Genomic DNA, 26020 nt, shown 5'->3' with positions numbered 1-26020 from the left:
CGAATATGGGGTGCGCGGCTCAGGCGCGGCTAGCTTGCGCCACGGACAGTGGCTCCCCCGCCACGCCCAGCCGGTAGTCCTTGTATTGCTCCCGGATTGCCGTCTTAAGCAATTTGCCGGTGGCGGTGTGGGGAAGGCTTTCGACGAACAGGATCTCGTCGGGCAGCCACCATTTCGCGACCTGGCCGGCAAGATGGGCGCGGATCGCGTCCGGGCCGACGTCGGAACCCTCCTTCCGGACGACGAGCAGCAGCGGCCGCTCGTCCCATTTGGGATGGGGCACGGCGACCGCGGCCGCCTCGGCAACGCCGGGGCAGCCGATCGCGGCATTCTCGAGCTCGATCGAGCTGATCCATTCCCCGCCGGACTTGATCACGTCCTTCGCGCGATCGGTGATCTGCATCACCCCGTCGGGATGGAGGATGGCGACGTCTCCGGTGTCGAACCATCCGTCCGCGTCGGCGATCGGGCCGTTCTGGTCCTGGAAGTACTGCTGGATCACCCAGGGGCCCCGCGCCTGCAGCCGGCCGGAGGTGATGCCATCGCGCGGCAGGACATTGCCTGCGTCGTCGACGATGCGCAGCTCGACGCCGAACGGCGCCCGTCCCTGCCGGCACAAATAATCGAGCTGCTGCTCGTCGCCGAGCTCCTCCCAATGGGCCGGCGGCGCGCCGCAGGTGCCGAGCGGCGACATCTCGGTCATGCCCCAGGCGTGGCCGACGCGGATGCCGCGGCCGCGGAACCACTCGATCATCGCGCGCGGTGCCGCCGCGCCGCCGATGTGGACGATCTTCAGGTTGCCGGGATCGGCGCCGGTCGATTCGACATGGTTGATCAGCGCCAGCCATACGGTCGGCACGCCCGCCGTATGGGTGACGCGTTCCTCGCGCAGCAGATCGCACATCACGCTCGGCGTGTAATCGGCCGAGAAGACCATCTTCGCGCCGACCATCGGGCTGGCGAACGGCAGCGCCCAGGCGGCGGCATGGAACATCGGCACGACCGGCAGCACCACCGCGCTGGCCCTGAGATCGAAGACGTCTCCGGAGCTGATTACCATCGCCTCGAGTACGGTCGAGCGATGTTCGTAGAGCACGCCCTTGGGATTGCCGGTGGTGCCGCTGGTGTAGCAGAGCATGCAGGGGTCGCGCTCGTCCCCTTCCACCCAGGAATAGTCGCCGCTCTCGCCCGCGATCAGGTCCTCGAACCCCTCGCGGCCCGGGGCGGGATCGAAGCAGATGAAATGCTCGATGCTGGTCCAGTGGGGCTTCAGCCGCTCGACGATCGGCGCAAAGGCCGCGTCGTAGAAAAGCACGCGATCCTCGGCATGGTTGGCGATGTAGACGAGCTGATCGTCGAACAGGCGCGGATTGATCGTGTGGATGACGCCGCCCACGCCGATCGTGCCGTACCAGGCAGCGAGATGGCGGGCGTGGTTCATCGCCAGCGTCGCGACCCGCTCTCCACGGCGGATGCCGAGCCGCTCGAGCGCCTGGGCGACCCTGCGGCTGTCATGGGCGATGCCCCGCCAGTCGGTCCGCGTCCTCGTTCCGTCGGCATAGAGGGAGACGATATCGCGCGTGCCGTGCTCGCGCTCCGCATGATCGAGGATCCGCGTGACGCGGAGCGGCCAGTCCTGCATTCCTCCGAGCATCGTCTCTCCTTTTGCGAGGAGAGTGTATGCGGTCCCGGAGCAAGCACAAGCGGGCACCCACACTCCGTTCAGCGGTATGTGGTGCTGGCGACGTGTACCCTCAGGAGACCAGCGCGAGCCGCGGCGCGGGAGCCGCCGAGAGACGCGCCACGACAACGCCGGGAATGCGCTCGATACGGGCGGCAAGATCCGCATCGAGGCGGTAGTCGCGGCCGAGCAGCACCTCGGCATTGCCGCCGTCGAAGCGCGCCTTGAGGCGCAGATCGCCGCTGCCGCCGCGCTCGCTCGCCAGCGCTTCGGCGAGGCGGCGGAGCGCAGCGGCATCCTCCACCTCGACCTCGAGCTGCAGGCGGGCGCGCTTGGACAGGCTGTCGAACATCTGCAGCTGCTTGATGGTCACTCGCGGCGTGTCCTCGCCGGGCCGGCGATCGAGCTCGACGGTGAGCAGGGCGCAGGCGCCGCTCTTCGCGCCCTCCTCCACCCGCTCGGCGACATCGTCGTCGAAGACGGTGGCGATGAACTGGCCCGACGCGTCGGACAGCGTCGCCATCAAATAGCGGCGGCCGCGCGCCGAGGTCCGCCAGCGGGCATCCTCGATCAGGCCGGCCATGACGCCGTTCGACCGGCCGCCGTCGGGCGGCGCCGGCATTGCGCAGAGCGCACCGAAGCTGCGCGCACCGTGCGCCTCGGCGAGATGGCGGAAGCGATCGACCGGATGGGCTGAGAAATAGAAGCCGAACGCCTCCTTCTCGGCCGCCATGCTCTCGGCCATCGACCAGGCCGCGGCGACCGGCATGCGGATCGGCACGACATTGCTCTCGCCGCCGAACAGGCCGCCCTGGCCGCTCGCGCGCTCGTCGGCCGCGCTTGCGGCATGGGCGAGGATGGTCTCGGCCGCGGCGAAAACGGCGGCGCGGTTCGGCGCCAGCGCATCGAACGCACCGCCGGCGGCGAGGCTCTCGATCTGGCGGCGGTTGAGCAGGCGCGGATCGACCCGCTCGGCGAAATCGTCGAGCGACTTGAAGCGCCCCTTGGTCTTCCGCTCGTCGACGAGCTGCTCCATCGCTTTCTCGCCGACGCCCTTCAGCGCGCCGAGGGCGTAGCGGACGGCGAACCCCTCGCCGTGCGGCTCGACGTCGAACTCCGCCTCGCTGGCGTTGACGCAGGGCGGCAGGCACTCGACCTCGAGCCGACGCATGTCCTCGACGAAGATGGCGAGCTTGTCGGTCTGGTGCATGTCGAAACACATCGACGCGGCGTAGAATTCCACCGGATGATGCGCCTTCAGCCAGGCAGTCTGATAGGCGACGAGCGCGTAAGCGGCGGCGTGGCTCTTGTTGAAGCCGTAGCCGGCGAACTTGTCGATCAAGTCGAACAATTCGTTGGCCTTGGCCTTCTCGATCTGGTTCGCCTTGCAGCCGGTGACGAAGCGCTCGCGCTGGGCGTCCATCTCGGCCTTGATCTTCTTGCCCATCGCGCGGCGGAGAAGATCGGCTTCGCCCAGGCTGTAGCCGGCGAGGACCTTGGCGGCCTCCATCACCTGCTCCTGGTAGACGAAGATGCCGTAGGTCTCCTTCAGCACGTTCTCGAGCAGCGCGTGGGGATATTCGATCGGCTCGCGGCCGTTCTTGCGCGCGCCGAAGGTCGGGATGTTGTCCATCGGACCCGGCCGATAGAGGGAGACGAGCGCGATGATGTCCTCGAAGTTGGTCGGCTTCACCGCGGCGAGCGTCCGCCGCATGCCTTCCGATTCGAGCTGGAACACGCCGACCGTCTCGCCACGCTGGAGGAGCTTGTAGACCTCCTCGTCGTCCCAGGCGAGCCGATCGAAGGCGACCTCGATGCCGCGCTTCCTGAGGAGATGCGCCGCCTTCTGCAGCACCGACAGCGTCTTGAGGCCGAGAAAGTCGAACTTCACCAGGCCGGCGCCTTCGACATATTTCATGTCGAATTGGGTGACCGGCATGTCGGAACGGGGATCGCGGTAGAGCGGCACCAGCGCATCGAGCCGGCGATCGCCGATCACCACGCCGGCGGCGTGAGTGGAGCTGTGCCGGGGCAGCCCTTCGAGCTTCATCGCCAGATCGATCAGGCGCCGGACCTGGGCGTCGTTCTTGTATTCGGCGGCGAATTCCGAGACGCCGTTCAGCGTCCGCTCGAGCGTCCAGGGATCGGTGGGATGGTTCGGCACCAGCTTGGCGAGGCGATCGACTTGGCCGTAGGACATCTGGAGCACGCGGCCCGTGTCCTTCAGCACCGCGCGCGCCTTCAGCTTACCGAAGGTGATGATCTGCGCCACCTTGTCGGCGCCGTAGCGCTGCTGGACGTAGCGGATGACCTCGCCGCGCCGGGTTTCGCAGAAGTCGATGTCGAAGTCCGGCATCGAGACGCGTTCCGGGTTGAGGAAGCGCTCGAACAGCAGGCCGAGCCGCAGCGGATCGAGATCGGTGATGGTGAGCGCCCAGGCGACCGCCGAGCCGGCGCCGGAGCCGCGGCCCGGCCCGACCGGGATGTCCTGCTCCTTCGCCCATTTGATGAAGTCGGCGACGATCAGGAAGTAGCCGGGGAAGCCCATCCGGACGATGATGTCGATCTCGTAATCGAGCCGGTCGAAATAGGCCTGGCGCTCTTCGGCCGAGAGTCCCTCGTAGGGGGCAAGGCGGGCCTCGAGACCGGCATAAGCGTCCTCGCGCAGCTGCTTCGCCTCGCCCTCGAGATCGCCGGCGATGCTCGGCAGGATCGGCTTGCGCTTCGGCGCGCCGAAGGCGCAGCGGCGCGCGACGACGGCGGTGTTCTCGATCGCCTCCGGCAGATCCTCGAACAGGCGGCGCATCTCGGCGGCCGGCTTCAGCCACGCTTCGGGCGAGGATTTCTGGCGATCGTCGCGATCGATCTGGCTCGACTGGGCGATGCACAGCATCGCGTCATGCGCCTGGTGGAAGTGCGCCTCGGCGTAGCGCGCGGGATTGGTCGCGACCAGCGGCAGGCTGCGCGCAAATGCGAGGTCGATCAGCCGCGTCTCGGCCTGCTCCTCGACCGCCTCGCCGCGGCGGCTGAGCTCGATGTAGAGCCGGTTCGGAAACAGCGCCTCCAGCCTTTCGAGCACTTGCTCGGCGGCTGTGTCCTGTCCTTCGGCGATCAGCCGGGCGAGCGCGCCTTCCGCGCCGGCGGTCAGCGCGATCAGGCCGTCGGTGCGCCCTTCGAGGAAGGCGAAGGGGACGTGCGCTTCCTCCTCGACCGGCCGGTCAAGATGGGCGGCCGAGACCAGGGCGCAGAGATTGTCATAGCCGGCAGCATTCTGGGCGTAGAGCGCCAGCCAGTCGACGATCGGCGATTTCCCTTCGGGCGTGCCCGGCCGCGCCACGCCCAGCATCGTGCCGACGACCGGCTGTACCCCCTCGCCCTTGCAGGCATCGGTGAACGCCATCGCCGCATAGAGGCCGTTGCGATCGGTGAGCGCCGCCGCGGGCAGATCGAGCTTCTTCGCCTGCTTGGCAATCGCCTTCGGCTCGATCGAGCCTTCGAGCATCGTGTAGCAGGAGAAGATGCGAAGCGGGACGTAAGGCGCGGCCATGGCGACGTTATGGGCAGAAGGGCCCGGGATGGGAATAGCGGCGGCGGCTTTTCCACAGGAAATCGGGGGCTTGCCGGCCTGCCCTAGCGTCCTTCCGCGATGCTCCGGATCTCGGCGATGCGCGCATTATAGGCGGCCGCCACGCACTCCTCGGAGCCGCAGCGCTCGCGCCGCTGCAGGAACCAGTCGCGGCTGCGGCGCAGGTGCGCACGGGCGGCCGGATCGACCCGGGCCATGGCGGCATAATAGATCGACGCCATCTGCCGGTCCTTGGCGGCGAGCGCGGGCGAGCCGCAGACCATCCGCTCCGAGTTCGAGCGGCCGTAGCGGCAGTTGAAGCTGGGGCCGCTCGCCGGCTGTGCAGGCTCTTCCGGGCGGCGAGTCTCGGGCGCCGGCGGCACGGCCGGCGCGGGACCTTTCGCCGGCACGGATGCCACCTCGGGCGGCGCGGCCGGCGGCGCGCTCGGCTGGGGAAGCTCGACCGGACTCGGCCGGGCGAGATCGAAGATGGCGAGGCGGTAGACGACCGGCTCCGCGCCATCCATCTGGTAGACGAGGCCGCTGCCGTCAGCTGCCGCCTGGGCCGAATATTCGACGTCGGCGGAGACCCGCCGCATGCCGTCGAAGGCGTTCTCCGTTCCGGGCGGAAGCTCGAGGATGAAGCGGCCGGTGCAGACGGTGACGCCGAGCGTCTCGTCGCGACTCTTCACCACCGGATCCTCCATCCGGACCACCGAGCCGGCCGCGATCGGATCGAGCAGACGCGCGTCACGATTACGGATGCGGGCGGCCTGATCGAATACTAGAGCCTTCAACCGGTCGTAGGTGGCCTCCGACGCGCAGGTCTTGCGCAGCGCCTCCTGCTCCTCGGCGGCGAGCTGCTTCTCGCTCTTCTCTCCGGGCGCCTTCTTCGGCCGCATCCAGTCGCACGCGCCGAGCAGCACCAAGGACGAAGCGAGGGCGATCGAAAGGGCACTGCGCACGAAGCGTGACACTCCATCGTTGGGCACTGCGGCCCCAAACGCACGAAAGCCCAGGCGGGTCAGGCGCTCGCCGATTTTCACCGGCGGCGCGGCCGAAGCTATTCGAGCACGCCCTCGTGAAGCCGCACGACGCGGTCCATCTTCGCGGCGATCCGCTCGTTGTGGGTGGCGACCAGTGCGGCGCTGCCCTCGTCACGGACGAGGCGGAGGAACTCGGCGAAGACGACGTCGGCCGTGCTCTCGTCGAGATTGCCGGTCGGCTCGTCGGCGAGGACCAGCGCCGGCCGGTTGGCGAGCGCGCGCGCCACCGCGACGCGCTGCTGCTCGCCGCCCGACAACTGGCTCGGGCGGTGGGTGAGGCGGTGGCCGAGGCCGAGCGACGACAGGAGGATCTCGGCGCGCGCCGCGGCGGCGTCGGGCGTGGCACCGTGGATGAGCTGGGGCAGGACCACGTTCTCGGCCGCCGTAAAGTCCGGCAGCAGATGGTGGAACTGATAGACGAAGCCGAGCGCGTCGCGCCGCAGGCGGGTGCGGCCGTCATTGTCGAGCGCCGCCGCCTCCTCGCCGGCGATACGGATCGAGCCTTCGAACCCGCCCTCGAGCAGACCGACGGCTTGCAGCAGCGTCGACTTGCCGGAGCCCGAGGGGCCGAGCAGCGCCACGATCTCCCCCTTGCGGACGTCGAGATCGACGCCGCGCAGGACGTGGATGGTCACGCCGCCCTGTTCGAAATTGCGGCGCAGGCCGCGAACCGAAATTACTTCATTCATAGCGGAGCACCTGGACCGGATCGGTGCTCGCCGCCTTCCACGCCGGGTAGAGCGTGGCGAGGAAGCTGAACAGCATCGCCATCACGACGATCGCCAGCACCTCGAACGGATCGGTCTTCGACGGCAATTCGGTGAGGAAGCGGATCGACGGATCCCAGAGATTCTGGCCGGTGACGAACTGGACGAAATTCACCACCGACTGGCGGAAGAACAGGAAGATCGCGCCGAGGACCAGCCCGGCGAGGATGCCGAGCACGCCGATCGTCACGCCGACGGTCATGAAGATCTTCATCATCGCCCGGCGGGTGGCGCCCATAGTGCGCAGGATGGCGATGTCGCGCGTCTTGGCGCGGACGAGCATGATCAGCGACGAGAGGATGTTGAACACGGCGACGAGGATGATGATCGAGAGGACGACGAACATCGCCACGCGCTCGACCTGCAGCGCCTCGAACAGCGAGGAATTGAGCGTCCTCCAGTCGGCGATCACCGCTCGTCCACTGACCGCCGGCCGCAGCGGCTCGAGGATCTCGCCGACCCGGTCGGCATCGACGGTCTGGACTTCGACCATCCCGACCGCGTCGCCGAGCAGGAGCAGGGTCTGGGCGTCCTCGATCGGCATCAGCACGAAGGCCTTGTCGTAATCGTAGACCCCGACCTCGAACACGGCGGCGACGTTGTAGGAGACGATGCGCGGCACCGTGCCGAACGGCGTCGTCCGCCCGTCCGGGCTGATCAGCGAGATCTGCCCGCCGACGCTGGCGCCGAGCGCCTCGGCCAGGCGGGCGCCGATCGCGACGTTGTTCGAGCCCGGCTGGAGCGCGTCTAGCGAGCCGGCGAGCACCTTCCCCTGGAGGACGGGATTGCGCAGGATGTCCTGGCGCTGCATGCCGCGGGCGATCACGCCCTCGACCCGGCCGGAATAGCTCGCCATCAGCGGCTGCTCGATCAGCGGCACCGCGTCGGTGACCCCGGGAGTCGCCCGCGCCTGGCGGACGATGTCCTGCCAATTGTCGAGCCGCCCGCCATAACCCTGGATGACGGCATGGCCGTTCAGGCCGACGATCTTGTCGAACAGCTCGGCGCGGAAGCCGTTCATCACGCTCATCACGATGATCAGGGCGGCAACGCCGAGCATCACGGCGACGAGGCTGATCGAGGCGACGAGGAAGATGAACCCCTCGCCTTTCCCCGGCAGCAGATAGCGCCGGGCGATCATCCGCTCGTAGCGGTTGAGGATCACCGAGACAGTCTCGCCAGCGCGCTCTCGATCGAGAGCTCCTCGCGTTCGCCTCTCGCGCGGTTCTTGAGCTCGACCACGCCCCTGGCAAGACCCTTGGGGCCGACGACCAGCTGCCACGGCAGGCCGATCAGGTCCATGGTGGCGAACTTGGCGCCGCCACGCTCGTCGCGATCGTCGTAGAGCGTCTCGACGCCGGCGGCCTGCAGCGCCTGGTAGAGCCCGTCCGAGGCCTCGGTGCAGGCCTGATCGTCGGCCCGCATGTTGACGATGCCGACGCGGAACGGCGCCACGCTCTCCGGCCAGACGATGCCGCCCTCGTCATGGCTGGCCTCGATGATCGCCCCCATCAGGCGCGACACGCCGATGCCGTAGCTGCCCATGTGCGGCTGCACCTGGCTGCCGTCCTTCGCCTGGACCGACAGGCCCATGCTGGCGCTGTACTTGGTGCCGAAGGCGAAGATGTGGCCGACCTCGATGCCCCTGCGGGTGCGCAGCCGATCGGCCGGCACCGGGCAATCGGCGACCTTGGCATGCTCCTCTTCCTCCATCGCATAGAGGCCGGTCAGCTTCGCGATGGTCGACGCGTCGGCGGCGAGGAGCTCCTCGCGGGTGATCTCCTCGATCGCGGCGTCGTAGAAGACGGCGCTTTCGCCGGTGTCGGCGAGGATGTGGAATTCGTGGCTGAGGTTGCCGCCGATCGGACCGGTCGGCGCGCGCACCGGCACCGCCTGCAGGCCGAGACGCGCGAAGGTGCGCAGATAGGCGACGAACATCGCCTCGTAGCTCGCCTTCAGCCCTTCCTCGTCGAGATCGAAGCTGTAGGCGTCCTTCATCAGGAACTCGCGGCCGCGCATCACCCCGAAGCGCGGGCGGCGCTCGTCCCGGAACTTCCACTGGATGTGGTAGAGCGTGCGGGGGAGATCGCGATAGGAGCGCGCGCTTTCGGCGAAGATCGCAGTGATCATCTCCTCGTTGGTCGGCCCGTAGAGCATCTCCCGCTCGTGCCGGTCGAGGAAGCGAAGCATCTCGGGCCCGTAGGCGTCGTAGCGGCCCGACTGGCGCCACAGGTCGGCCGACTGCACCGTCGGCATAAGCAGCTCGACGGCGCCGGCGCGATCCTGCTCCTCGCGCACGATCCTCTCGATGTTGCGGAGCACCTTCAGGCCGAGCGGCAGCCAGGCATAGATGCCGGCGGCGGTCTGCCGGACCAGTCCGGCGCGCAGCATCAGCTTGTGGCTGACGATCTGGGCGTCGGCGGGCGTTTCCTTGGTGACGGGCAGGAAATAGCGGGAAAGGCGCATCGTGGTGACGTTCGTCCGTTGAAGGGGGTCGAGCCTGCAGGCCGGGAAAGATCTGATCAATGCCTCGGCGGAACCGCGCGGCGTTTCCACCTGAGACATCACGCTCTACGGGTGCGCCCCCTTTTAGGCAACCGCCCTCCCCCGCGCGCGGCCGGACCGCTGTGGCATTCCTGACACAGGCCGTCGGCATTTTGCCACAACCCCTTGAATAGGATCGTGACAATCGGGCGCCGCTTCGCCTAGCAAGGCTTCACCGAACAAGTGGCGAAGGCCTCGGTTCGGGGAGGCTTCGGCCCCGCAAGCCTATGCGAGGTGGGACTGCGTGCGGGCCGATTTCTTCCAAAGGGGGCTGACGAGCAATCGTCACGCGGGTGCCCGGGCAGCGATGCCCGGGCACTTGTCGTTTGGGCCCGCCGCGGGATCCGGCGCGGATGCGAAACATTCGGCCGCACCGCCGATTTTCTCGCATCGCGCGCCGCCATAAAGCGGCCATCGTCCAGACCGTGCGGCCGCGGTCTATAAGACGTTGTAAAGCCCGGCCGGCTCTGGAGCATCTGCGTGCGTAAGAAGATCCTGGTGTGCGACGACGATTCGCTGCTCGTCGACCTCATCGAATTCCGACTCTCCGCGAAGGGATATGACGTCGAGATCGCCCGCGATGGCGGCGAGGCGCTCGTCCGCCTGGGCGAAAGCACGCCCGACGCCATCCTGCTCGACGCGATGATGCCCGTCATCGACGGCTACGAGCTTCTGCGCCGCATCCGCGAGCAGGAGGCGACCCGAGACGTGCCGGTGATCATGCTCACCGCCCGCAAGCAGGAGCAGGACATCGTCAGCGCGCTCGAGCTCGGCGCCAACGACTATCTGGTGAAGCCGTTCATCCCCGAAGAGCTGGTCGCCCGTCTCGCCCGCCTGGTCGAAGGCGCGCCGCGGTGAGGCGGCTGCTGCCGGCCGCCGCCGCCCTCCTGATCGCCGCCGCACCGCCCGCGGATCCGGACCGTCTCTACACCGAGGCGGTGGCAGCCCGTCATGCCGGCCAGGCCGAGCGGGCGATCGCGCTGCTGCAGGAGGTGATCGCCGTCCAGCCGGACAATGCCGATGCCCACCTCCAGCTCGGCCTCGCGCTTTCAGCGCTGCATCGCGACGCCGAGGCCGAAGCGGAATTCCGCCGGACGCTCGCGCTCGCGCCCGATTATGACGACGCCCGGATCGCGCTCGCCCGGCAGGCCGAACGGCGGGGCGACACCGCGGGCGCGAAAGCCCTGCTGGAGCCGGTCGCCGCGGACAATGCCGAGGCCCGTGAGCTGCACGCGCGTCTCGGCCGCGACTCCGCCCGCCCCGGATTTGCATGGGAGTTCAACGCCGGTGCCAGCTACACCGCGGTCGAGCGCGGCGCGCGCGACTGGAAGGAAGGCGCGCTCCAGCTTCGCTACCAGCCGGGCGCCACCGCGGTCCAGGCCACGATCGAGACCTCCCGGCGCTTCGGCGCGACCGACACCTATGGCGAAATCCTGATCGACCATCGCTTCTCCGACGGCGTGCGCGGTTATGCGAGCGTCGGCGCGACGCCGGACGCCGATTTCCGGCCGAAATGGCAGATCGGCGCGGGTGGCTCCGTCCGGCTGCGAAGCGGCCCCGGCGCCAGCGTGCTGACCCTCGACGCGCGCCAGGCGCGCTACCCCGTCGGCGACATCCAGACGCTGACGCCCGGCTTCGAGCAATATGTCGCCGGCGGGCGTGTCTGGCTGACCGGTCGATGGATCAACACCTTCGACGAGAATGGCGATCACCGCTCCGGCTGGCTCGGTCGCGGCGATTTCCAGGCTTCGAAGAGGCTCCGCCTGTTCGCCGGGATCGCCGACGCGCCCGACGTCAGCGAAGGCGTGGTCGTCGACACGCTGAGCGTCTTCGGCGGCCTCTCGGCCGACGTCGGCGATCGCACCATTGTCCGGCTTTCGGTAGCGCACGACGACAGCGACACCGGGAGTGACAGGACCCAGGTGAGCGTGGGGCTGGGTTACCGCTTTTGAGCGGTCTCTTCCTCTGGACCCTGTCGGTCGCCACCGCCGCCGTGGCGCTGGCGATCATGATCGGCCTCGTCATCGCGCGAACTGCGGTCACGTGGTCACGCAGCGGCCGTGAGGCTGAACGACGTCGGCTCGTCCCCGTGCTGCTCGCAGGGGCGGCCGGAACCGACAGGAGGGCACGCGACCGCCCGCTGCTGACCGACATCACCGTCGAGTTGATCCGGCTGGTCCGCGGGAGCGAACGGGACCGGTTGATCGATGCAGCCAGTCGGCTGGGTGTCGCCGCGCGCCTCCAACGCCGCCTCGACAGCGGGTCACCCCGGGTCCGAATCGCGGCCGTCGAGGCCCTATCGGAGTTCCCGGACGAGGAATCGACCGATCGCCTGCTGACGGCTCTGAGCGATCGCAGCGCCGACGTACGCCTCAGCGCGGCGCTGGCCCTCGCGGCACGAGATCGGGCGCCGAGCGCGGTCACCCTGGTCGATCTGCTCGGCATCGGCACGACGGAGCATTCGCTGCTGGTCAGGGCGCTGTTCTCCGACATCGCACGTACCAGGCCCGACGAGATAAAGGCGCTCATTCTTTCCGGCGGCGTACCCGTCGGCGCGAAGGCGGCGGCCGTCGACGCGCTGAGCGCGTCGGGCGATTATTCGCTCGTGCCGATGGTCGCTCGGCTGGTCTGCGAGACGCCGACCGGCGATTCCATCGTTGCGCGCTATCTTCATGCCCTCGGCGAATTCGGCCACCCGGCCGCCGCCGAGGCGGTGAAGCGCGGCCTGTCCAGCTGGGACGCCGATGTTCGCGCCGCCGCGTGCGAAGCGGCAGGGAGAATCGGATTGGCCGAGCTCGCAGACGAGCTCGAGGGCTGCCTTGCCGATCTCAGCTTCGACGTCCGGCTCCGCGCCGGGGAAGCGCTGGTGCGTCTCGGCGAGGAAGGAGTCGCGCGCCTTCGCGCTACGTCGAGGGCGGGCGGCGAGGCGGCGCGGCATGCAGCAGCCTCGATCCTGGCCGAGCGGGGGCTCGCGTGAGCCCTGCCTCCTGGAGCGTGGCCGCTGCCGAATGGATCGCGCTGGTCGTGATTGCGGCCGGCCTGCTGCAGATCCTGCATTATCTGGTGCAGCTCGTCTTCGCCGCGGTGGCGCTCGTTCGGCGTCCGCCGCTGCCGAAGGCGTCGATGCTCTGGGGGCGTTTTGCCGACGAGGCGCCGGCGATCGCCGTGCTCGCCACCGCCTTCAACGAGGAGCTGACGATCATCGAGAGCGTCACCTCCCTGCTCGGCCTGCATTACCCCGACTTCGAAGTGATCGTGATCAACGACGGCTCGAAGGACGCGACGCTGCAGAAATTGATCGATCATTACGGTCTGGCGCCGGTCACTCGCTATTACGACCTTGCCGTTCGGCACGCGCCGATCCGCGGCCTCTACGCCAATCCGCGACTTCCGCGGCTGCTGGTCGTCGACAAGGTCAACGGCGGCGGCAAGGCAGATGCGCTGAACGCCGGGATCAACGTCGCCCGGGCGCCGCTGTTCTGCGCGGTAGATGCCGACTCGCTCCTCGAGTCCGACGCGCTGCTCCGCGCCGTTCGCCCGTTCGTCGAGGATCCGCAGGTGACGAAGGCCGTTGGCGGAACGATCCGGATCGCCAACGGGAGCCGGATCCAGGCCGGCCAGGTGCGCGAGATCGCCCTGCCTCGCAACTTTCTCGCCCTGATCCAGACGGTGGAATATCTCCGCGCCTATCTGATGGCCCGGATCGCGCTCAGCGCCATGCAGGTGCTGACCGTCATCTCCGGAGCGTTCGGGCTCTTCGACCGCAAGGCGGTGATCGAAGTGGGCGGATACAGCACCGATACGGTCGGCGAGGACATGGAGTTGCTGATCAAGCTCCACAAACTCTTCCGCGATCGGCGCCAGAAATATCGTATCGACTTCATCCCGGAGCCGGTGTGCTGGACCGAGGTCCCGGAAGACCTCGGCTCGCTCGGCCGGCAGCGGGCACGTTGGCAACGGGGCGCTCTGGAGACCTTCTTCCGCCACTGGAGGATGACCTTCAATCCGCGTTACGGGCGGATCGGCATTCTCGCTTTCGGCCAGCTGCTGCTCGTCGACGTGCTCGGTCCCATCGTAGAAGTACTCGGCTACGTCCTCGTTCCCTCGCTCTGGAGCCTGGGGCTGCTCTCCGTAGACCATTTGCTGGCGTGGCTCGCAGTCGTCTTCACCTTCGGCATCTTCCTGAGCGTGGCTACCTTGATCCTCGAGGAGGTCGAGCTTCGCCGCCTCGCCCGCGCCAAGGACCTGGCGATCCTGACCTTCATCGCGGTCCTGGAGAATTTCGGCTACCGACAGCTCTCCAACCTCTGGCGGATCAGGGGATGGTGGCAGTTCCTGCGTCGGGAGCAGGGTTGGGGCGCCATGAGCCGTAAAGGGTTCGGAACGGCATGAAACGACGTATTCGACGGGCGGTCCAGGCCGAGTTCCCGATCCGGGCCGTGATCGTCGGGGTGCTGGCGATGCTGCTGATCGCGGTGGTCGCGGCGGCGACGACCTGGATCGTCGGCGAGCGGCTGCGGACCATCACCAGCTCGCAGCTCGCGGTCCTCACCGCGTCGGCGCGGCTGCAGCACCAGAGCGACGTCGCCGACCTCTCGGTCGAGGCGGCGATCGCCACCGGCAACACCGCTTATGCGCAGCGCTATGCCGAGATCCAGCCGCAGCTTCGCGCGACGCTGCGCAGGCTCAGCGAGGCGATTCACCTGACCGAGAGCCGGGCGGCCTTCGCCAGCGTCGAGGCCGCGGAACAGGAAATCTCGAAGCTGCAATTCGCCGCGCTCGACCTCGCCGTGAGCGGCCGGCGCGAGGAGGCGCTGCAGATCGTCGCCGACGCGCGCTACCGGGCACTCGCCCGTTCCTATCGTCGGGGCCTTTCCTCAATCCAGAACAGATCGAACGCGTTCATCGCGGCGACGCGAGCGGAGACCAATCGCTACCTTGCCGTCAACCTGGCGACCAGCCTCGCCGCCCTGCTGCTGCTCGGCGTCGCCTGGATCGTCGTCGTGCGGCCGGCGCGGCAATGGGCCAATCAGCTCGCCGACGCGCGCCGCCGCGCGGAGAACGCCACCCGCGCCAAGACCGATTTCCTGGCGGTGATGAGCCATGAGATTCGAACGCCGCTGAACAGCATCATCGGCTTCGCCGATCTGCTCGACGAGGATCGTGGGCTGACGCCCGAGCAGCACCGTCAGGTCCGGCTGATCCAGAATGCCGGAACGATGCTCCTGACCGTGGTCAACGACCTGCTCGATTTCTCCAAGATCGAAGCCGGCAGGATCGAGCTGACGCTGGAGCCGTTCGCGCTCGAGACGCTGGTCGACAACAGCATTTCGATCGTCCGCGGCGCCGCCGAGGCAAAGGGACTGGAGGTCGAGGTCTCGATCGACCGCTGGCTTCCGCCCTATCTGCTCGGCGACGAGAACCGCCTGCGCCAGGTGCTGCTGAACCTGCTCAACAATGCGGTGAAGTTCACGTCGGAAGGCAAGGTCAGCCTGGCCGTCGCCGCGGCCGGACAGGATGGCGACCAGCAGAAGGTCCGCTTCACCGTCACCGATACCGGACCGGGCATCGCGGCCGAGCTGCAGCCGCGGTTGTTCCGGCCGTTCGTCCAGGCCGACGCCTGGATCACGCGGCGCTACGGCGGCACCGGCCTCGGCCTCAGCATCTCCAAGCGCCTGATCGAGCTGATGGGCGGGCGGATCGAGCTGCGCAGCATCGCGGGTGAAGGCTCCTCCTTCTGGTTCGAGGTCAGCCTGGCCCGCGCCGCAGCGCCGCCCGAGCTTGCCTTGCCGACGGCGGCGCCGTCCCGCTCCGACGGCGCGCGCATCCTGCTCGCCGAAGACCTGCCGATGAACCAGGAGCTCGCCAAGTCGATGCTGGCGCGCGCCGGCTATCAGGTGGAGGTGGCGGGAGACGGCGAAGCGGCCGTGCATGCCGCCGGGACGAAGACGTTCGACCTCGTGCTGATGGACATCCAGATGCCCAGGATGGACGGGATCAGTGCAACCCGGCGCATTCGCGCTCTTCCCGGCACCAAGGGCCAGGTGCCGATCCTGGCGATGACCGCGAACGTGCTCCCCGAACAGGTGCGCGAGTTCCTGGCGGCCGGAATGAACGGCCACATCGCGAAGCCGGTGCGCCAGACGCAGCTCCATGCCGCCGTCGCCTCCGCCCTGCAGGCACGCGGCGACGACCGGAGCGCGTTGGCCGCGGACACGGCGCAAGAGGTGTTCGCGCCGCTGATCTTCGCCGATGTCCAGACCATGCTGCCGGCGGACCGGCTGCGCGGCCATGTCGAGACGCTGATCGGCGCCGCCGCGCGGGTCGCCGATGCGGCGGATCGGCTCGACCCCGAATGCGCCGATGCCGACCGGCACCCCGAGCGCTACGGCGAGGTCGCGGCCGATGCGCACAAGATCGTGTCGCAGGCGGGCATGCTCGGGCTCACCCGCCTCTCCGACGCGGCGCGCGCGCTCGACCAGGCGGTGCGCCAGCGGGCGTTGATCGTCCCGGCTCGTACCGCCTTTCGCGCGGCGGCCGGCGATCCGGAGACCTTCCTCTGTCCCCTGCTCGCGCAGGCCGAAGGTCTCTAGAAGGCCGGCGCGCCGCGCGGCGGGTCAGCGGCGACCGGACTGGCCGAGCGGCGGACGGACGGGCTGCGCAGCCGGCCCGGCTGCCTCGCCGGCCCGCATGTCTCCGGCGCGCGGCGCCATGAAATCGCTGCGGTCGATGCGGCGGAAGGCGTCGTCCACGGCGACCTCGATCTCGCCGTCCCAGCCGCTCCGCCGGCGCTCGTCGCCCATGAAATCCTGATGGTGGAGGCGGCGCAGCACGGTCTGCAACGGCACGGACGTCCTGAGCGGCCCTGCTTTGGCGCCCGGGGCTTCGCGTACGTCGCGGAGCAGCAGGCCGAGCGCAGCTTCCGATGCCGTCTTCCAGACGACCCGGAAGCCACGAGGGACGCGCCAGCGACCCCAGGGCGTCTTGATGAGATCGCGGCGGCAACGCGCGCAGCGGCTGAAATAGTAGCCGGCGTTCCACAAGGCGGGACGCTGCGGGCGGTGGAAACCCAGGCGGCAGGCGAGCCTCATCGCCGCCCCCGCTCCGCGCCGTCGACGGTGCCGATCGCCTTCAGGAGGTCCGGATGCGCCATCGCGGCGAGGGAGACGGTGTGCCGTCTACTCGATCCAGACGGCGTTGACGTTATGGCCAGACGCCTTCTCGACCAGCTTCAGCCGGCTGGTCTCGACCGCATCGGCCCCGCGCCATTTCATCGTGCCCTGGACGACGCCGCCGGCGGCAATCCGCAGCCGCTCGTAGACCACCTCGCCGGTCACCCTGGCGGTCGCCTCGACGGCGAGATCGCCCGTGTTGATACCGCCCTCCACCGCGCCCGAGACACGGACCCGATCGGCGATGACGTTGCCGGCGACGCGGCTGGTATCGGTGATGATCACGGTGCCGCAGCGGATGTCGCCGTTCACCGTTCCCTCGATCTGGAGGTCCGTCTCAGGCGCCCCATCGGCCGCTTCGATATTGCCGTTGATGACGATGTTCGGTCCGATCACCGACACGGATTTCGGCTCGCCCGTCTGGGCCTGGTCGATCGCGTCCATGGGTTCCCCTTCTTCTGAAATACTCGCGGCCCGGCACGTCCACTCCGAGCAGGGAACAGGCTCGGCGACTCGTGGGTGGATGACACACCGCAGATCTACGGTAATTCGCTAGAAACCCATTGGTTTCAAGCAGAAGGCCGCAAAACGCGACGAGCTGTGCGGCACCGGCACAGTTTTTACGAGACGCGTTTTCGAGGGAACTTCGAGCGGCCTCGCGCGTGCACGTCCAAGCCCCGGTCGGCGATGGACGAGCGCCTCCGGCCTGCTTAGGAGAGCCGCTCGCGCCGGCGGTTCCTGCCGGAGGACTGGAGCAGCCCGCGTTGAGCGATACTTCCGAAGCCTATGTGCGGCCCGATGTCCGCGCCTTTCTCGATTTCCTGAACGCGCTGCCGGGGCCGAAGGGCCATGAAGCAGGCCTTTCCGAGGCGCGCGCGATGCTCCTGAAGTCGAGGCATGTCGCGGACGTTCCGGTCGCGCCGCTTGCGGTGATCCGCGACCTCGCCTGCCCCGGGCCGGCGGGGGAGATCCCGCTGCGGCTCTACGACAGCCGCGAGGCACGCGGCCCCGGCCCCTTGCTGCTCTTCTTCCACGGCGGCGGCTTCGTTCTCGGCGATCTCGACACGCACGAGCCGTTCTGCGCGGGCGTGGCGGCGCAGCTCGATCTGCCGGTGATCGCGGTCGACTATCGTCTCGCGCCCGAGCACCCCTTTCCGGCCGGCATCGAGGATTGCATCGCGGTCGCGCGCTGGGCGGCGGAGAGCCCCGCCGCGCTCGGGCGCGCGGTCACCGGCCTCGTCCCCTGCGGCGACAGCGCGGGCGGCAACTTCGCCATCGTCGTCAGCCTCGCGCTGCGCGATTCTCCCGCCGCGGTGCCGGTGATCGCCCAATGGCCGATCTACCCCGCAGCCGATCCGGCCAAGGGCTATCCGAGCTTCAGGGATTTCGCCGAAGGCTATCTGCTGACCCGCGAAGGCATGGACTGGTTCGACCGCTGCTATCGCCCCGACAAGGAGGACTGGCGCTACGCGCCGATGCTGCGCAGCCAGGAGGGGATGCCGCCGACTGTATTGGTTACCGCGAGCCTCGATCCGATCCGCGACCAGGGCCGCGCCTATGCGGCGGCGCTCGCACAGGCGGGCGTGCCAATCGTCTTCCGCGAGGCCCGCGGAAACATCCACGGCTTCATCTCGCTGCGCAAGGCGATCCCCTCGTCGGAAGAGGACGTCCGCGCGGCGATCGAAGCGTTGAGGCTGATCATCGAGGAGGCGCAGGCGAAATGACGACGGACAAGGCAGCCCTTCCCTATCGGCCCGGCGCCGGCGTGATGCTGATCAACCAGGAGGGCAAGGTATTCGTCGCGCAGCGGCTCGATTCGACGCTGGAGGCCTGGCAGATGCCGCAGGGCGGGCTGGACGAGGGCGAGGATCCGGAGGACGGCGCGCTGCGCGAGCTGGAGGAGGAGACCGGCATCCGCCGCGACCAGGTGGAGGTGATCGCCCGCGCGCCGGAAGCCCTGCTCTACGATCTGCCCGACGATCTGGTCGGCAAATTGTGGAAGGGGAAATGGCGGGGCCAGCGCCAGCATTGGTTCCTCTGCCGCTTCCTCGGGCGCGACGAGGACGTCGACATCGAGACCGAGCATCCCGAGTTCCGCGCCTGGAAGTGGGCCGATCCGGAGACGCTTCCGGCGATGATCGTGCCGTTCAAGCGCAAACTCTACGAGGACGTTCTGCACGCCTTCCGCGCGTGGCTTGCCTGAACGACGCGACACGGCGCCGGCCTGTACTCCGCGCCGGCGACTGGCTAGAGCGACGCCATGCGGGGGCTTTCAGCCATTGAGAGAGACGCGGCCGAGCGATGCGCCGCCGAGCCCATGCTCGACCAGGTCTTGGCCTGGGCGGCGATCAACAGCGGCTCGCGCAACCTTCCCGGTCTCGCGCGCATGGGGTCGCAGCTTGCGGACGCCTTTTCGGCACTGCCCGGCGCGCTCGTCCTCGAGGCGCCCGCCCCCGTCGAGGCGGTCGATGCCGGCGGAGACGTGCGCGCGGTAGAGCACGGCCGGAACCTCCACCTGCGGGTGCGGCCCGACGCCCCACGCCAGATTCTGCTGACCGGTCATATGGACACGGTGTTCGGCCCCGAGCACGTGTTTCAGTCGGTCGCGTGGCGCGAGGACGGCGTGCTCGGCGGACCGGGCGTCGCCGACATGAAGGGCGGGCTGGCGGTGATGCTGGCGGCGCTGAAGGCGCTGGACGCCTCTCCGCTCGCCGACCGCATCGGCTACGAGGTGGTGATCAATTCCGACGAGGAGGTCGGCTCGCCCGGATCCGCCGGCCTGATCGCCGCCGCAGCGCGCGGCAAGGCCGCCGCCTTCACCTATGAGCCGGCGGCGCTTCCCGACGGCACGCTCGCCGGCGCGCGGCCGGGGAGCGGCAATTTCTCGCTGGTGGTGCGCGGCCGCAGCGCCCATGCGGGGCGCAACCCCGAGGACGGCCGCAACGCGATCGTCGCCGCCGCCGATCTGGCCCTCAGGCTCGCCGCGGCGAGGGCGGACGGCCTCTCCGTGAATCCGGCGCGAATCGAGGGCGGAAGCCCCAACAACGTCGTCCCCGATTTCGCCCTGCTGCGCGTCAACCTGCGGCCGCGCTCGCCGGAGGACCAGGCGCGCGCGCAAGCGGCGCTCGACGCGGCGGTCGCCGCGGTCGCCGCCGAGCACGACGTCTCGATTGCGGTGCACGGCGGCTTCGGCCGTCCGCCCAAGCCGCTCGATCCCGCGGCCGAGCGCCTGTTCGCGCTGGTCCGTGCCTGCGGCGCCGATCTCGGCCAGCAGATCGGTTGGCGCGCCAGCGGCGGCGTTTGCGACGGCAACAACATCGCCGCCTGCGGCGTGCCGGTCGTCGACACGATGGGCGTGCGCGGCGGTGCGATCCACTCGGCCGAGGAATATTGCATCGTGGAGAGCCTGATCGAGCGGGCGCAGCTTTCGACGCTGGCCCTGCTCCGGCTCGCTTCAGGGGAGGACTTGTGAGCTTTCGCGTACGCCCGGCGGGCAATGACGATTTCCAGGCGATCTACGAGATGGCGAAGCTGACCGGCGGCGGCTTCACCAACCTGCCGCCGGACCGCGGCGCGCTGGTCGAAAAGATCGTCCGCTCGCAGAAGTCGTTCGCCCGGGTGGGGGATACGCCCAGCGACGACATGTTCCTGTTCGTGCTGGAGAATGTCGAGACCGGCCAGATCCGGGGCACCTGCCAGGTGTTCGGCACGGTGGGCGTCCACGCGCCTTTCTACAGCTATCGCATCGGCACCCTGACCCAGACCTCACAGGCGCTCGGCAAGACCTTCCGCGCCGAGATGCTGAACCTCTCGACCGACCTTGAAGGGTCCTCCGAGGTCGGCGGCCTGTTCCTTCATCCCGGAGAGCGCGCCGGCGGCCTCGGACTGCTGCTCGCGCGCAGCCGCTATCTGTTCATCAAGCTGCACCGCGAACGCTTCGGCAAGCGCGTCCTCGCCGAGCTGCGCGGAGTCATCGACGAAGGCGGCGGATCGCCCTTCTGGGACGCGATCGCCGGGCGCTTCTTCGGCATGAACTTCCAGGAAGCCGACGAATTCAATGCCGCCCACGGCACCCAGTTCATCGCCGACCTGATGCCCAAGACGCCGATCTACACCGCGCTGCTGCCGGAGCATGCCCGGGCGGTGATGGGCGTGCCCCATCCCAAGGGACGCGCGGCGATGAAGATGCTGGAGAAGGAAGGCTTCCAGTTCGATTGCTACATCGACATCTTCGACGGCGGCCCGACGATGATCGCGCCGACCGACCAGATCCGCACGGTCCGCGAATCGAAGGAGATGATCGTCGGCGCCGTTGCGGACGCGGTGGACGGCCCGGAGCTGATGCTCGCCGCCGGGCGGCTGACCGATTTCGCGAGCTGCTGCGCGAACGTCCAGGTTGCCGCCGACGGCGAGGTGACGATCACCCGCAAGGCCGCCGAGATGCTCGGCATCGGTCCGGGCGACAGTTTCCTGGCGATGAGCCGCTGAGCATGCGCGAGATCAATTTCGACGGGATCATCGGGCCGAGCCACAATTATTCGGGGCTCAGCCTCGGCAACGTCGCATCCGCGACCAACAAGGGGCTCGTCTCCCACCCCCGCGCCGCCGCGCTGCAGGGGCTGGAGAAGATGCGCCACAACCTGCGGCTCGGCCTCGCCCAGGGCGTGCTGCTCCCCCACCGCCGCCCCGACCGGGCCTGGCTGGCGGAGCTCGGCACGAGCGTCGAGGACGTGCCCGCGTCGCTCCGCCCGGCTGCTTTCTCCGCATCGGCGATGTGGGCGGCGAACGCCGCCACCGTCTCCCCTGCCCCTGACTGCCGGGACGGCAGGACGCACCTCACGGTGGCGAATCTGAGGACGATGGCGCACCGCAGCCACGAATGGCCGGAGACGCTCGCCCAGCTTCGCCTCGCCTTCGCCGACGACGCGCGCTTCGCGGTCCATGCGCCGGTCCCCGGCACGTTCGGCGACGAGGGCGCGGCCAACCACATGCGGCTGTGCGCGTCGCACGACGCGCAGGGAGTCGAGGTCTTCGTCTACGGCCAGCGCGGCGGCGCCTTCCCGGTCCGCCAGCATGTCGAGGCGAGCCGCGCGGTCGCCCGAATCCACGGCCTCGATCCGGAGCGCACCCTGTTCGTCTGCCAGTCCGAGGCGGCGATCGCCGCCGGCGCCTTCCACAACGACGTGGTCGCGGTGGCGAACGAGAACGTGCTGTTCGCCCACGAGCAGGCGTTCGAGGACCGCCCGTCCTTCTACGCCGAGCTCAAGCGGCTGCTGCCCGAGGTCGAGATCGTCGAGGTGCCCGCCGCGGCGGTGAGCCTGGAAGACGCGATCCACTCCTATCTGTTCAACGCCCAGCTGGTGACGCTGCCGGAGGGAGGCATGGGCCTGATCGTGCCGGAGGAAGCGCGGGACACGCCCTCGGTCTGGGGCTGGCTGGGGCAGATGATCGCCGGCAACGGCCCGATCCGGAAGCTGTTCGTCGTCGACGTGCGCCAGTCGATGGCGAACGGCGGCGGCCCGGCCTGCCTGCGCCTGCGCGTCGTCGCGGACCCTGCCGACGTCGACCCTCGCTTCATGGTCGACGAGGCGAAGCTCGATCGGATCGCGGCCGTGATCGCGCGCGATTGGCCCGAGGCGATCGCGCCCGAGGATCTGCTGAAGCCGGAGATCTCGGCGCAGATGGAGCACGCTCGAAGCGCGCTCTACGGGGCGCTGGAGCTTTCGGAACTCATCTAGAACCCACTGAAACGACGTTCGGCTCCGCGTGTAATTTCCGCTCGGACCGCGCCTATTCGGCGCTCCAGAAGATGTCGATCGAGGCGTCGATCGCGGAGACGACGCGGCCGATCGGCAGGCTGGAGAGCGGGCCTTCCTTCAGCGCCTGCTCGAGCACGCGGCGCTTCTCGGCGCCGGAGATCACGATCATCACCGTCCGCGCCGAGCTGAGCGCCGCGGCGGTGAGGGTGACGCGGGGCACCGGGGCCGCCTCCGGCATTGGATCGGGGCGTACGCCGAGCGCGCGGCGGGCGCGCGGACCGTTGATCGCCGCGTCGAAATCCGGGCCCGGGAAGATGCTGGCGGTGTGACCGTCGGCGCCCATGCCGAGGCAGGCGAGGTCGAGCGGCCAGTGCAGCAGGGAGAGGCGCGCATCGGCGAGCCGGCCCGCCTCCTGCGCGTCCTCGAGCGCCGCCTCGTCGACGAGGCTGACCAGATCGGCCTTCTTGGCGCCGAAGAAGCCGTGGAGCTTGCGGTAATTGCTGAGCTCGTGGTCGAGCGGCACCAGGCGATCGTCGGTCGGGATCAAGGTGACCTTGGTCCAGTCGATGTCCTTGCGCTTCAGCAGCTCGGCATAGATCAGGTCGGGCGTCGAGCCGCCGGGCACGGCGAGCCGGGCGCCGCCATGCGCCTCGAGCGCATTCTCGATGACGAAGCCGATGTCGCCCGCGACCTGCTCGGCCATTTCCTTGGCGGAGTCGAACTCCCACCATTCGATCTCGTCCATCTTTCCTCCGCTCGCTTCGGCGTCAAGGAACCGCGCGGCGCGCGCGTCGGTTCCGGTGTCGAGACGCCGTTAGAGGAGTTCACCCATGCCTGCCAAATCGAAAGCGCAGCAAAAGGCGGCCGGCGCCGCCCTCTCCGCAAAGAGGGGGGATACGCCCAAGAGCAAGTTGCAGGGCGCATCGAAGCAGATGGTCGACTCGATGAGCGAGAAGCAGCTCGAGGAGCTCGCCTCGACCAAGCGCAAGGGCAAGCCCGAGCACGTCAGCTGAAGGCCTCAGGGCGCGCCGAGGTCGACCTGCTGCCGTCCCGGCCGCAGCGCGACGCTTTGCCCGTCCTGCTCGAAGCGGCCGGACAGCCCGGGCGGCAGGATCACCTCGCCGCGCAGCCGCCCCCCGGAGCGCCGCAGCCGTAGTTCGATCGGACCGGCGGGGTGGGGCACGATGCCGTGCACGCGCCGCAGCGGGCCGAGCGCCGGCGCGATGCGCACGGTCCTGAAGCCCGGGCTGGCCGGCCGCACGCCGAGCACCGAGGCGAGCAAATGGTAATTGGGATGGGCGCTCCAGGCGTGGGAGTCGGAGCGCGTCGGCTCCGGATTTTCGGGCGTGGTGGTGAGGCCGAGGCGGATCATCTCCCGCCACGGCGCGAGCCGCTCGAGATAACGCCCGCCGAGACCTGCGCGGACGAGCGCCTCGTCGACATAGAAGCGGAAATAATAGCTCGCCTGGACCAGCGAGGGATCGGCGAGGACCCGCTCCATCACCGCCGCCTGCTCCCCGTCGGGGACCGCGCCCACCAGCACGGCGAGGCTGTTGGTCTGCTGGGAGAACAACGACTTGTCCGGCGTGTCGGCGAACAGGCCCCGGCGCGCGTCCCACGCCCTTGCGACGACCGCGGCGATCAGTCCCTCAGCGCGGACGCGGTAGCGGGCCGCCTCCGCCGGCTGGCCGAGCGCCTCCTCGATCTCCGCCGCACGCTGAAGGGCATAGGCATATTGTAGCGTCAGCGGCGTCGAATGACCATTCTCGGCGCCGGGCGGCACGCCGCGATCGTAAGCCGAGGCCCAGTCGAGGACGTTCCACCACGGCATCGGGCCGAGCATGCCCGTCTCGTCGACGAAGCCTTCGTACCAGCCGAGCACGCCGCGGACTCCGGGCAGGAAGCGCCGGACGAAGGCGGGATCGTCGCGGTGCATCCAGTAGTCGTGGACCATCGCCACCCACCACAAGGAGAATGGCGGGATGTATTGCGGGAGCGCCGAAGGGTAGCGGCTGGCGGTGATTCCTTCGGGGATGCGCGACTGGTCGATCTGAATCAGCGCGTTGCGCATCAGCCGGTCGTCGCCGTCACTGTACAGCGAGATCAGCGACATGATCCGCGTGTCGCCGACGTACTGGAACTGCTCGTAATAGGGCGTGTCCCAGAAGGTCTCGAAGGCGCTCAGGCGGAAGATCCGCCAGTCGATGTCCCAGATCGGCGTGATCCAGGGCTGATCGCTGGCAAAGGCGGCGTGCTGGGCAAAGGGATAAGCGGTGAAGATGCCATGGACGTCGTGAAGGCGGAGCGGCGCGGCGCCGGTCTCCACGTCGAGCTGGACGTAGCGCCACGTCCGGAACCACAGGGGCTGATATCGCCGCTGCGCCCCGCCGTCGAACAGGATGCGGTCGCGCACGCCGCGGATCGTCTTGCCGGCGATCTCGTTGCGATTGCCCTTGCGCCCCTGCGCGTCGAACAGCGCCTCGGCATAGGTGAGCGTCATCGAAGCCCCCTCCCCGCCGCTGGCGACCACCACCGGATAAGCGGTGGTGAGATGGCCCTGATCGAGCAGGATCGAGACACGGCGGTTCGCCGGAACCACGAGATCACCTTTGCCGCGGAGGAAGCGGTCGTCCGGCGCAACGCCCTCGCTGCGGGCGACGCGGGCGAAGCGCACCGGCGTCTCCTCCATCGCCGGCAGCTCGCGCGGCACGAGCTGCCACTCGCTTGCCTCGCCGTAGGAATGGCCGCCGCGCGGAAGCGCCCCCTTCGCCGCGTCGGCGCGCAGCACCACCGGCCGAACCGCGATCCACCCGCTGTCGTCGAAGCCCGGCTGCTCCCATCCCCAGGGCATGACGCGGCCGTCGATCACCTCCCCCGGGGAGGCGACGTAATAGCCATTGGCATCGGGGCCGACGACGGGCGCGAAGCCGTAGCCTCGGTTCCACAGGACCCGCCAGCCCGCGCCGGTGCTCACCGCCGCGGCCGCGCCTTCGCCCTGGAGGAGAAAGCCGGTGCGGTGGCTGGCCTGCGCCGCCGGCCGATGCTCGCCCCAGTTCCACACCGAAGCGGCGATCACGTTGCGGCCGGCGCGGAGCCAGGGCGCGAGATCGAGCGTCTCGTAGCGCCAGTGCGCGACGTCGCCGCGCGCCGGTCCGCTCGCCACCGAGCGGCCGTTGACCAGCAGACGGTAGCGATTGTCGGCCGAGACGCGGACGACGAAATGCTCGGGCGGCGCCGCGAGATCGAAGCTGCGGCGGAAATGGAACAGGCCGGCGGCGGTGGGCGGCGCGTCCGGATGCGCGACCCACTGGGCAGTCCACTCGGCGTGCCGCCGCGTCTCGGCCTGCGCGCCGCCCTGGGCGAGAGCGTCGGCCGGATGTGGCCCGAGCAACGCCGCCGCGGCGACAAGTACCGCGCGCTCGACGCGGCCGAACGATCGAAACATGCGCTGCCGTCCCCCTCTTTTCGCGCCACTATATGGGCCGC

Annotated in this window: 21 protein-coding genes; 11 read left to right on the top strand and 10 right to left on the bottom strand. The window is 69.0% G+C overall.

Annotated features, from left to right (window positions below; all coding sequences use genetic code 11):
* Window positions 1-19: 19 nt before the first annotated feature.
* The 6 genes from E2493_RS05335 to proS form a co-directional block, all read right to left on the bottom strand.
* Complete coding sequence (locus E2493_RS05335) at window positions 20-1654, bottom strand: long-chain fatty acid--CoA ligase (RefSeq protein WP_135084483.1); 1635 nt, start codon at window positions 1652-1654, stop codon at window positions 20-22.
* A 100-nt stretch (window positions 1655-1754) separates the two neighbouring features.
* Window positions 1755-5228 (bottom strand): DNA polymerase III subunit alpha, encoded by a 3474-nt coding sequence (gene dnaE, locus E2493_RS05330; protein WP_135084481.1) that lies wholly within the window; start codon window positions 5226-5228, stop codon window positions 1755-1757.
* A gap of 83 nt (window positions 5229-5311) precedes the next feature.
* Entirely contained in the window at window positions 5312-6223 is a 912-nt protein-coding gene (locus E2493_RS05325; protein ID WP_225421162.1) for a lysozyme inhibitor LprI family protein, read from the bottom strand.
* Between the two features lie 86 nt (window positions 6224-6309).
* Window positions 6310-6981 carry an ABC transporter ATP-binding protein gene (locus tag E2493_RS05320; RefSeq protein ID WP_135084477.1) on the bottom strand — a complete coding sequence of 224 codons (672 nt, stop codon included), beginning with the start codon at window positions 6979-6981 and terminating at the stop codon, window positions 6310-6312.
* On the bottom strand, window positions 6974-8224 hold the full coding sequence (locus tag E2493_RS05315) for a lipoprotein-releasing ABC transporter permease subunit (RefSeq protein ID WP_135084475.1): 1251 nt from the start codon (window positions 8222-8224) through the stop codon (window positions 6974-6976). The genes E2493_RS05320 and E2493_RS05315 overlap by 8 nt, the downstream gene beginning before the upstream one ends.
* A complete protein-coding gene (gene proS, locus E2493_RS05310; protein WP_135084473.1) occupies window positions 8221-9525 on the bottom strand; it encodes a proline--tRNA ligase in 1305 nt (434 codons plus the stop codon). The genes E2493_RS05315 and proS overlap by 4 nt, the downstream gene beginning before the upstream one ends.
* A 558-nt stretch (window positions 9526-10083) precedes the next feature.
* On the opposite strand from proS, the gene E2493_RS05305 reads away from it, so the two are divergent.
* Genes E2493_RS05305 through E2493_RS05285 form a run of 5 tightly spaced genes read left to right on the top strand, consistent with a single transcriptional unit; the run spans window position 10084 to window position 16196 of the window.
* Complete coding sequence (locus tag E2493_RS05305; protein WP_225421161.1) at window positions 10084-10461, top strand: response regulator transcription factor; 378 nt, start codon at window positions 10084-10086, stop codon at window positions 10459-10461.
* Entirely contained in the window at window positions 10458-11555 is a 1098-nt protein-coding gene (locus tag E2493_RS05300) for a YaiO family outer membrane beta-barrel protein (protein WP_135084471.1), read from the top strand. The genes E2493_RS05305 and E2493_RS05300 overlap by 4 nt, the downstream gene beginning before the upstream one ends.
* Window positions 11552-12580, top strand: a complete 1029-nt coding sequence (locus E2493_RS05295) for a HEAT repeat domain-containing protein (protein ID WP_135084469.1) — start codon at window positions 11552-11554, stop codon at window positions 12578-12580. The genes E2493_RS05300 and E2493_RS05295 overlap by 4 nt, the downstream gene beginning before the upstream one ends.
* Window positions 12577-13995: a glycosyltransferase family 2 protein gene (locus tag E2493_RS05290; protein WP_135084467.1), complete on the top strand. Its 1419-nt coding sequence runs from the start codon at window positions 12577-12579 to the stop codon at window positions 13993-13995. The genes E2493_RS05295 and E2493_RS05290 overlap by 4 nt, the downstream gene beginning before the upstream one ends.
* A complete protein-coding gene (locus E2493_RS05285; RefSeq protein WP_135084465.1) occupies window positions 13992-16196 on the top strand; it encodes an ATP-binding protein in 2205 nt (734 codons plus the stop codon). Before E2493_RS05290 ends, E2493_RS05285 begins: the two co-directional genes overlap by 4 nt.
* A gap of 24 nt (window positions 16197-16220) precedes the next feature.
* Here the strand turns inward: E2493_RS05285 and E2493_RS05280 are convergent, their stop codons facing one another.
* Entirely contained in the window at window positions 16221-16694 is a 474-nt protein-coding gene (locus E2493_RS05280; RefSeq protein WP_135084463.1) for a hypothetical protein, read from the bottom strand.
* An 87-nt stretch (window positions 16695-16781) separates the two neighbouring features.
* The gene (locus tag E2493_RS05275) at window positions 16782-17219 is read right to left on the bottom strand and encodes a bactofilin family protein (RefSeq protein ID WP_135084461.1); all 438 of its coding nucleotides are present in this window, start codon (window positions 17217-17219) and stop codon (window positions 16782-16784) included.
* A 320-nt stretch (window positions 17220-17539) separates the two neighbouring features.
* Between E2493_RS05275 and E2493_RS05270 the strand changes: the two genes are divergently transcribed.
* From E2493_RS05270 to E2493_RS05250, 5 genes are read left to right on the top strand one after another with little or no spacing between them, the layout of a single operon-like run.
* Window positions 17540-18499 carry an alpha/beta hydrolase gene (locus E2493_RS05270; RefSeq protein ID WP_135084459.1) on the top strand — a complete coding sequence of 320 codons (960 nt, stop codon included), beginning with the start codon at window positions 17540-17542 and terminating at the stop codon, window positions 18497-18499.
* Complete coding sequence (locus tag E2493_RS05265; RefSeq protein ID WP_135084457.1) at window positions 18496-18978, top strand: RNA pyrophosphohydrolase; 483 nt, start codon at window positions 18496-18498, stop codon at window positions 18976-18978. Before E2493_RS05270 ends, E2493_RS05265 begins: the two co-directional genes overlap by 4 nt.
* A gap of 57 nt (window positions 18979-19035) precedes the next feature.
* Complete coding sequence (locus E2493_RS05260; RefSeq protein ID WP_135084454.1) at window positions 19036-20247, top strand: hydrolase; 1212 nt, start codon at window positions 19036-19038, stop codon at window positions 20245-20247.
* Window positions 20244-21263, top strand: a complete 1020-nt coding sequence (locus E2493_RS05255) for an arginine N-succinyltransferase (protein WP_135084452.1) — start codon at window positions 20244-20246, stop codon at window positions 21261-21263. Before E2493_RS05260 ends, E2493_RS05255 begins: the two co-directional genes overlap by 4 nt.
* Window positions 21260-22513, top strand: a complete 1254-nt coding sequence (locus E2493_RS05250) for an N-succinylarginine dihydrolase (RefSeq protein ID WP_135084682.1) — start codon at window positions 21260-21262, stop codon at window positions 22511-22513. Before E2493_RS05255 ends, E2493_RS05250 begins: the two co-directional genes overlap by 4 nt.
* A 52-nt stretch (window positions 22514-22565) precedes the next feature.
* Here E2493_RS05250 and pgl read toward each other — a convergent pair whose 3' ends face one another.
* Entirely contained in the window at window positions 22566-23279 is a 714-nt protein-coding gene (pgl, locus tag E2493_RS05245) for a 6-phosphogluconolactonase (protein ID WP_135084450.1), read from the bottom strand.
* 85 nt (window positions 23280-23364) lie between these two features.
* Here pgl and E2493_RS05240 point away from each other — a divergent pair, with 85 nt between their 5' ends.
* Window positions 23365-23547 carry a DUF3008 family protein gene (locus tag E2493_RS05240; RefSeq protein ID WP_135084449.1) on the top strand — a complete coding sequence of 61 codons (183 nt, stop codon included), beginning with the start codon at window positions 23365-23367 and terminating at the stop codon, window positions 23545-23547.
* Between the two features lie 5 nt (window positions 23548-23552).
* Here E2493_RS05240 and E2493_RS05235 read toward each other — a convergent pair whose 3' ends face one another.
* The gene (locus tag E2493_RS05235; RefSeq protein WP_135084447.1) at window positions 23553-25979 is read right to left on the bottom strand and encodes an alpha-L-rhamnosidase-related protein; all 2427 of its coding nucleotides are present in this window, start codon (window positions 25977-25979) and stop codon (window positions 23553-23555) included.
* Between the last annotated feature and the right edge of the window lie 41 nt (window positions 25980-26020).

Source organism: Sphingomonas parva (ex Maeng et al. 2020) (assembly GCF_004564275.1).
Lineage (GTDB): Bacteria > Pseudomonadota > Alphaproteobacteria > Sphingomonadales > Sphingomonadaceae > Allosphingosinicella > Allosphingosinicella parva.
This window is presented reverse-complemented; position numbering and strand designations above follow the sequence as displayed.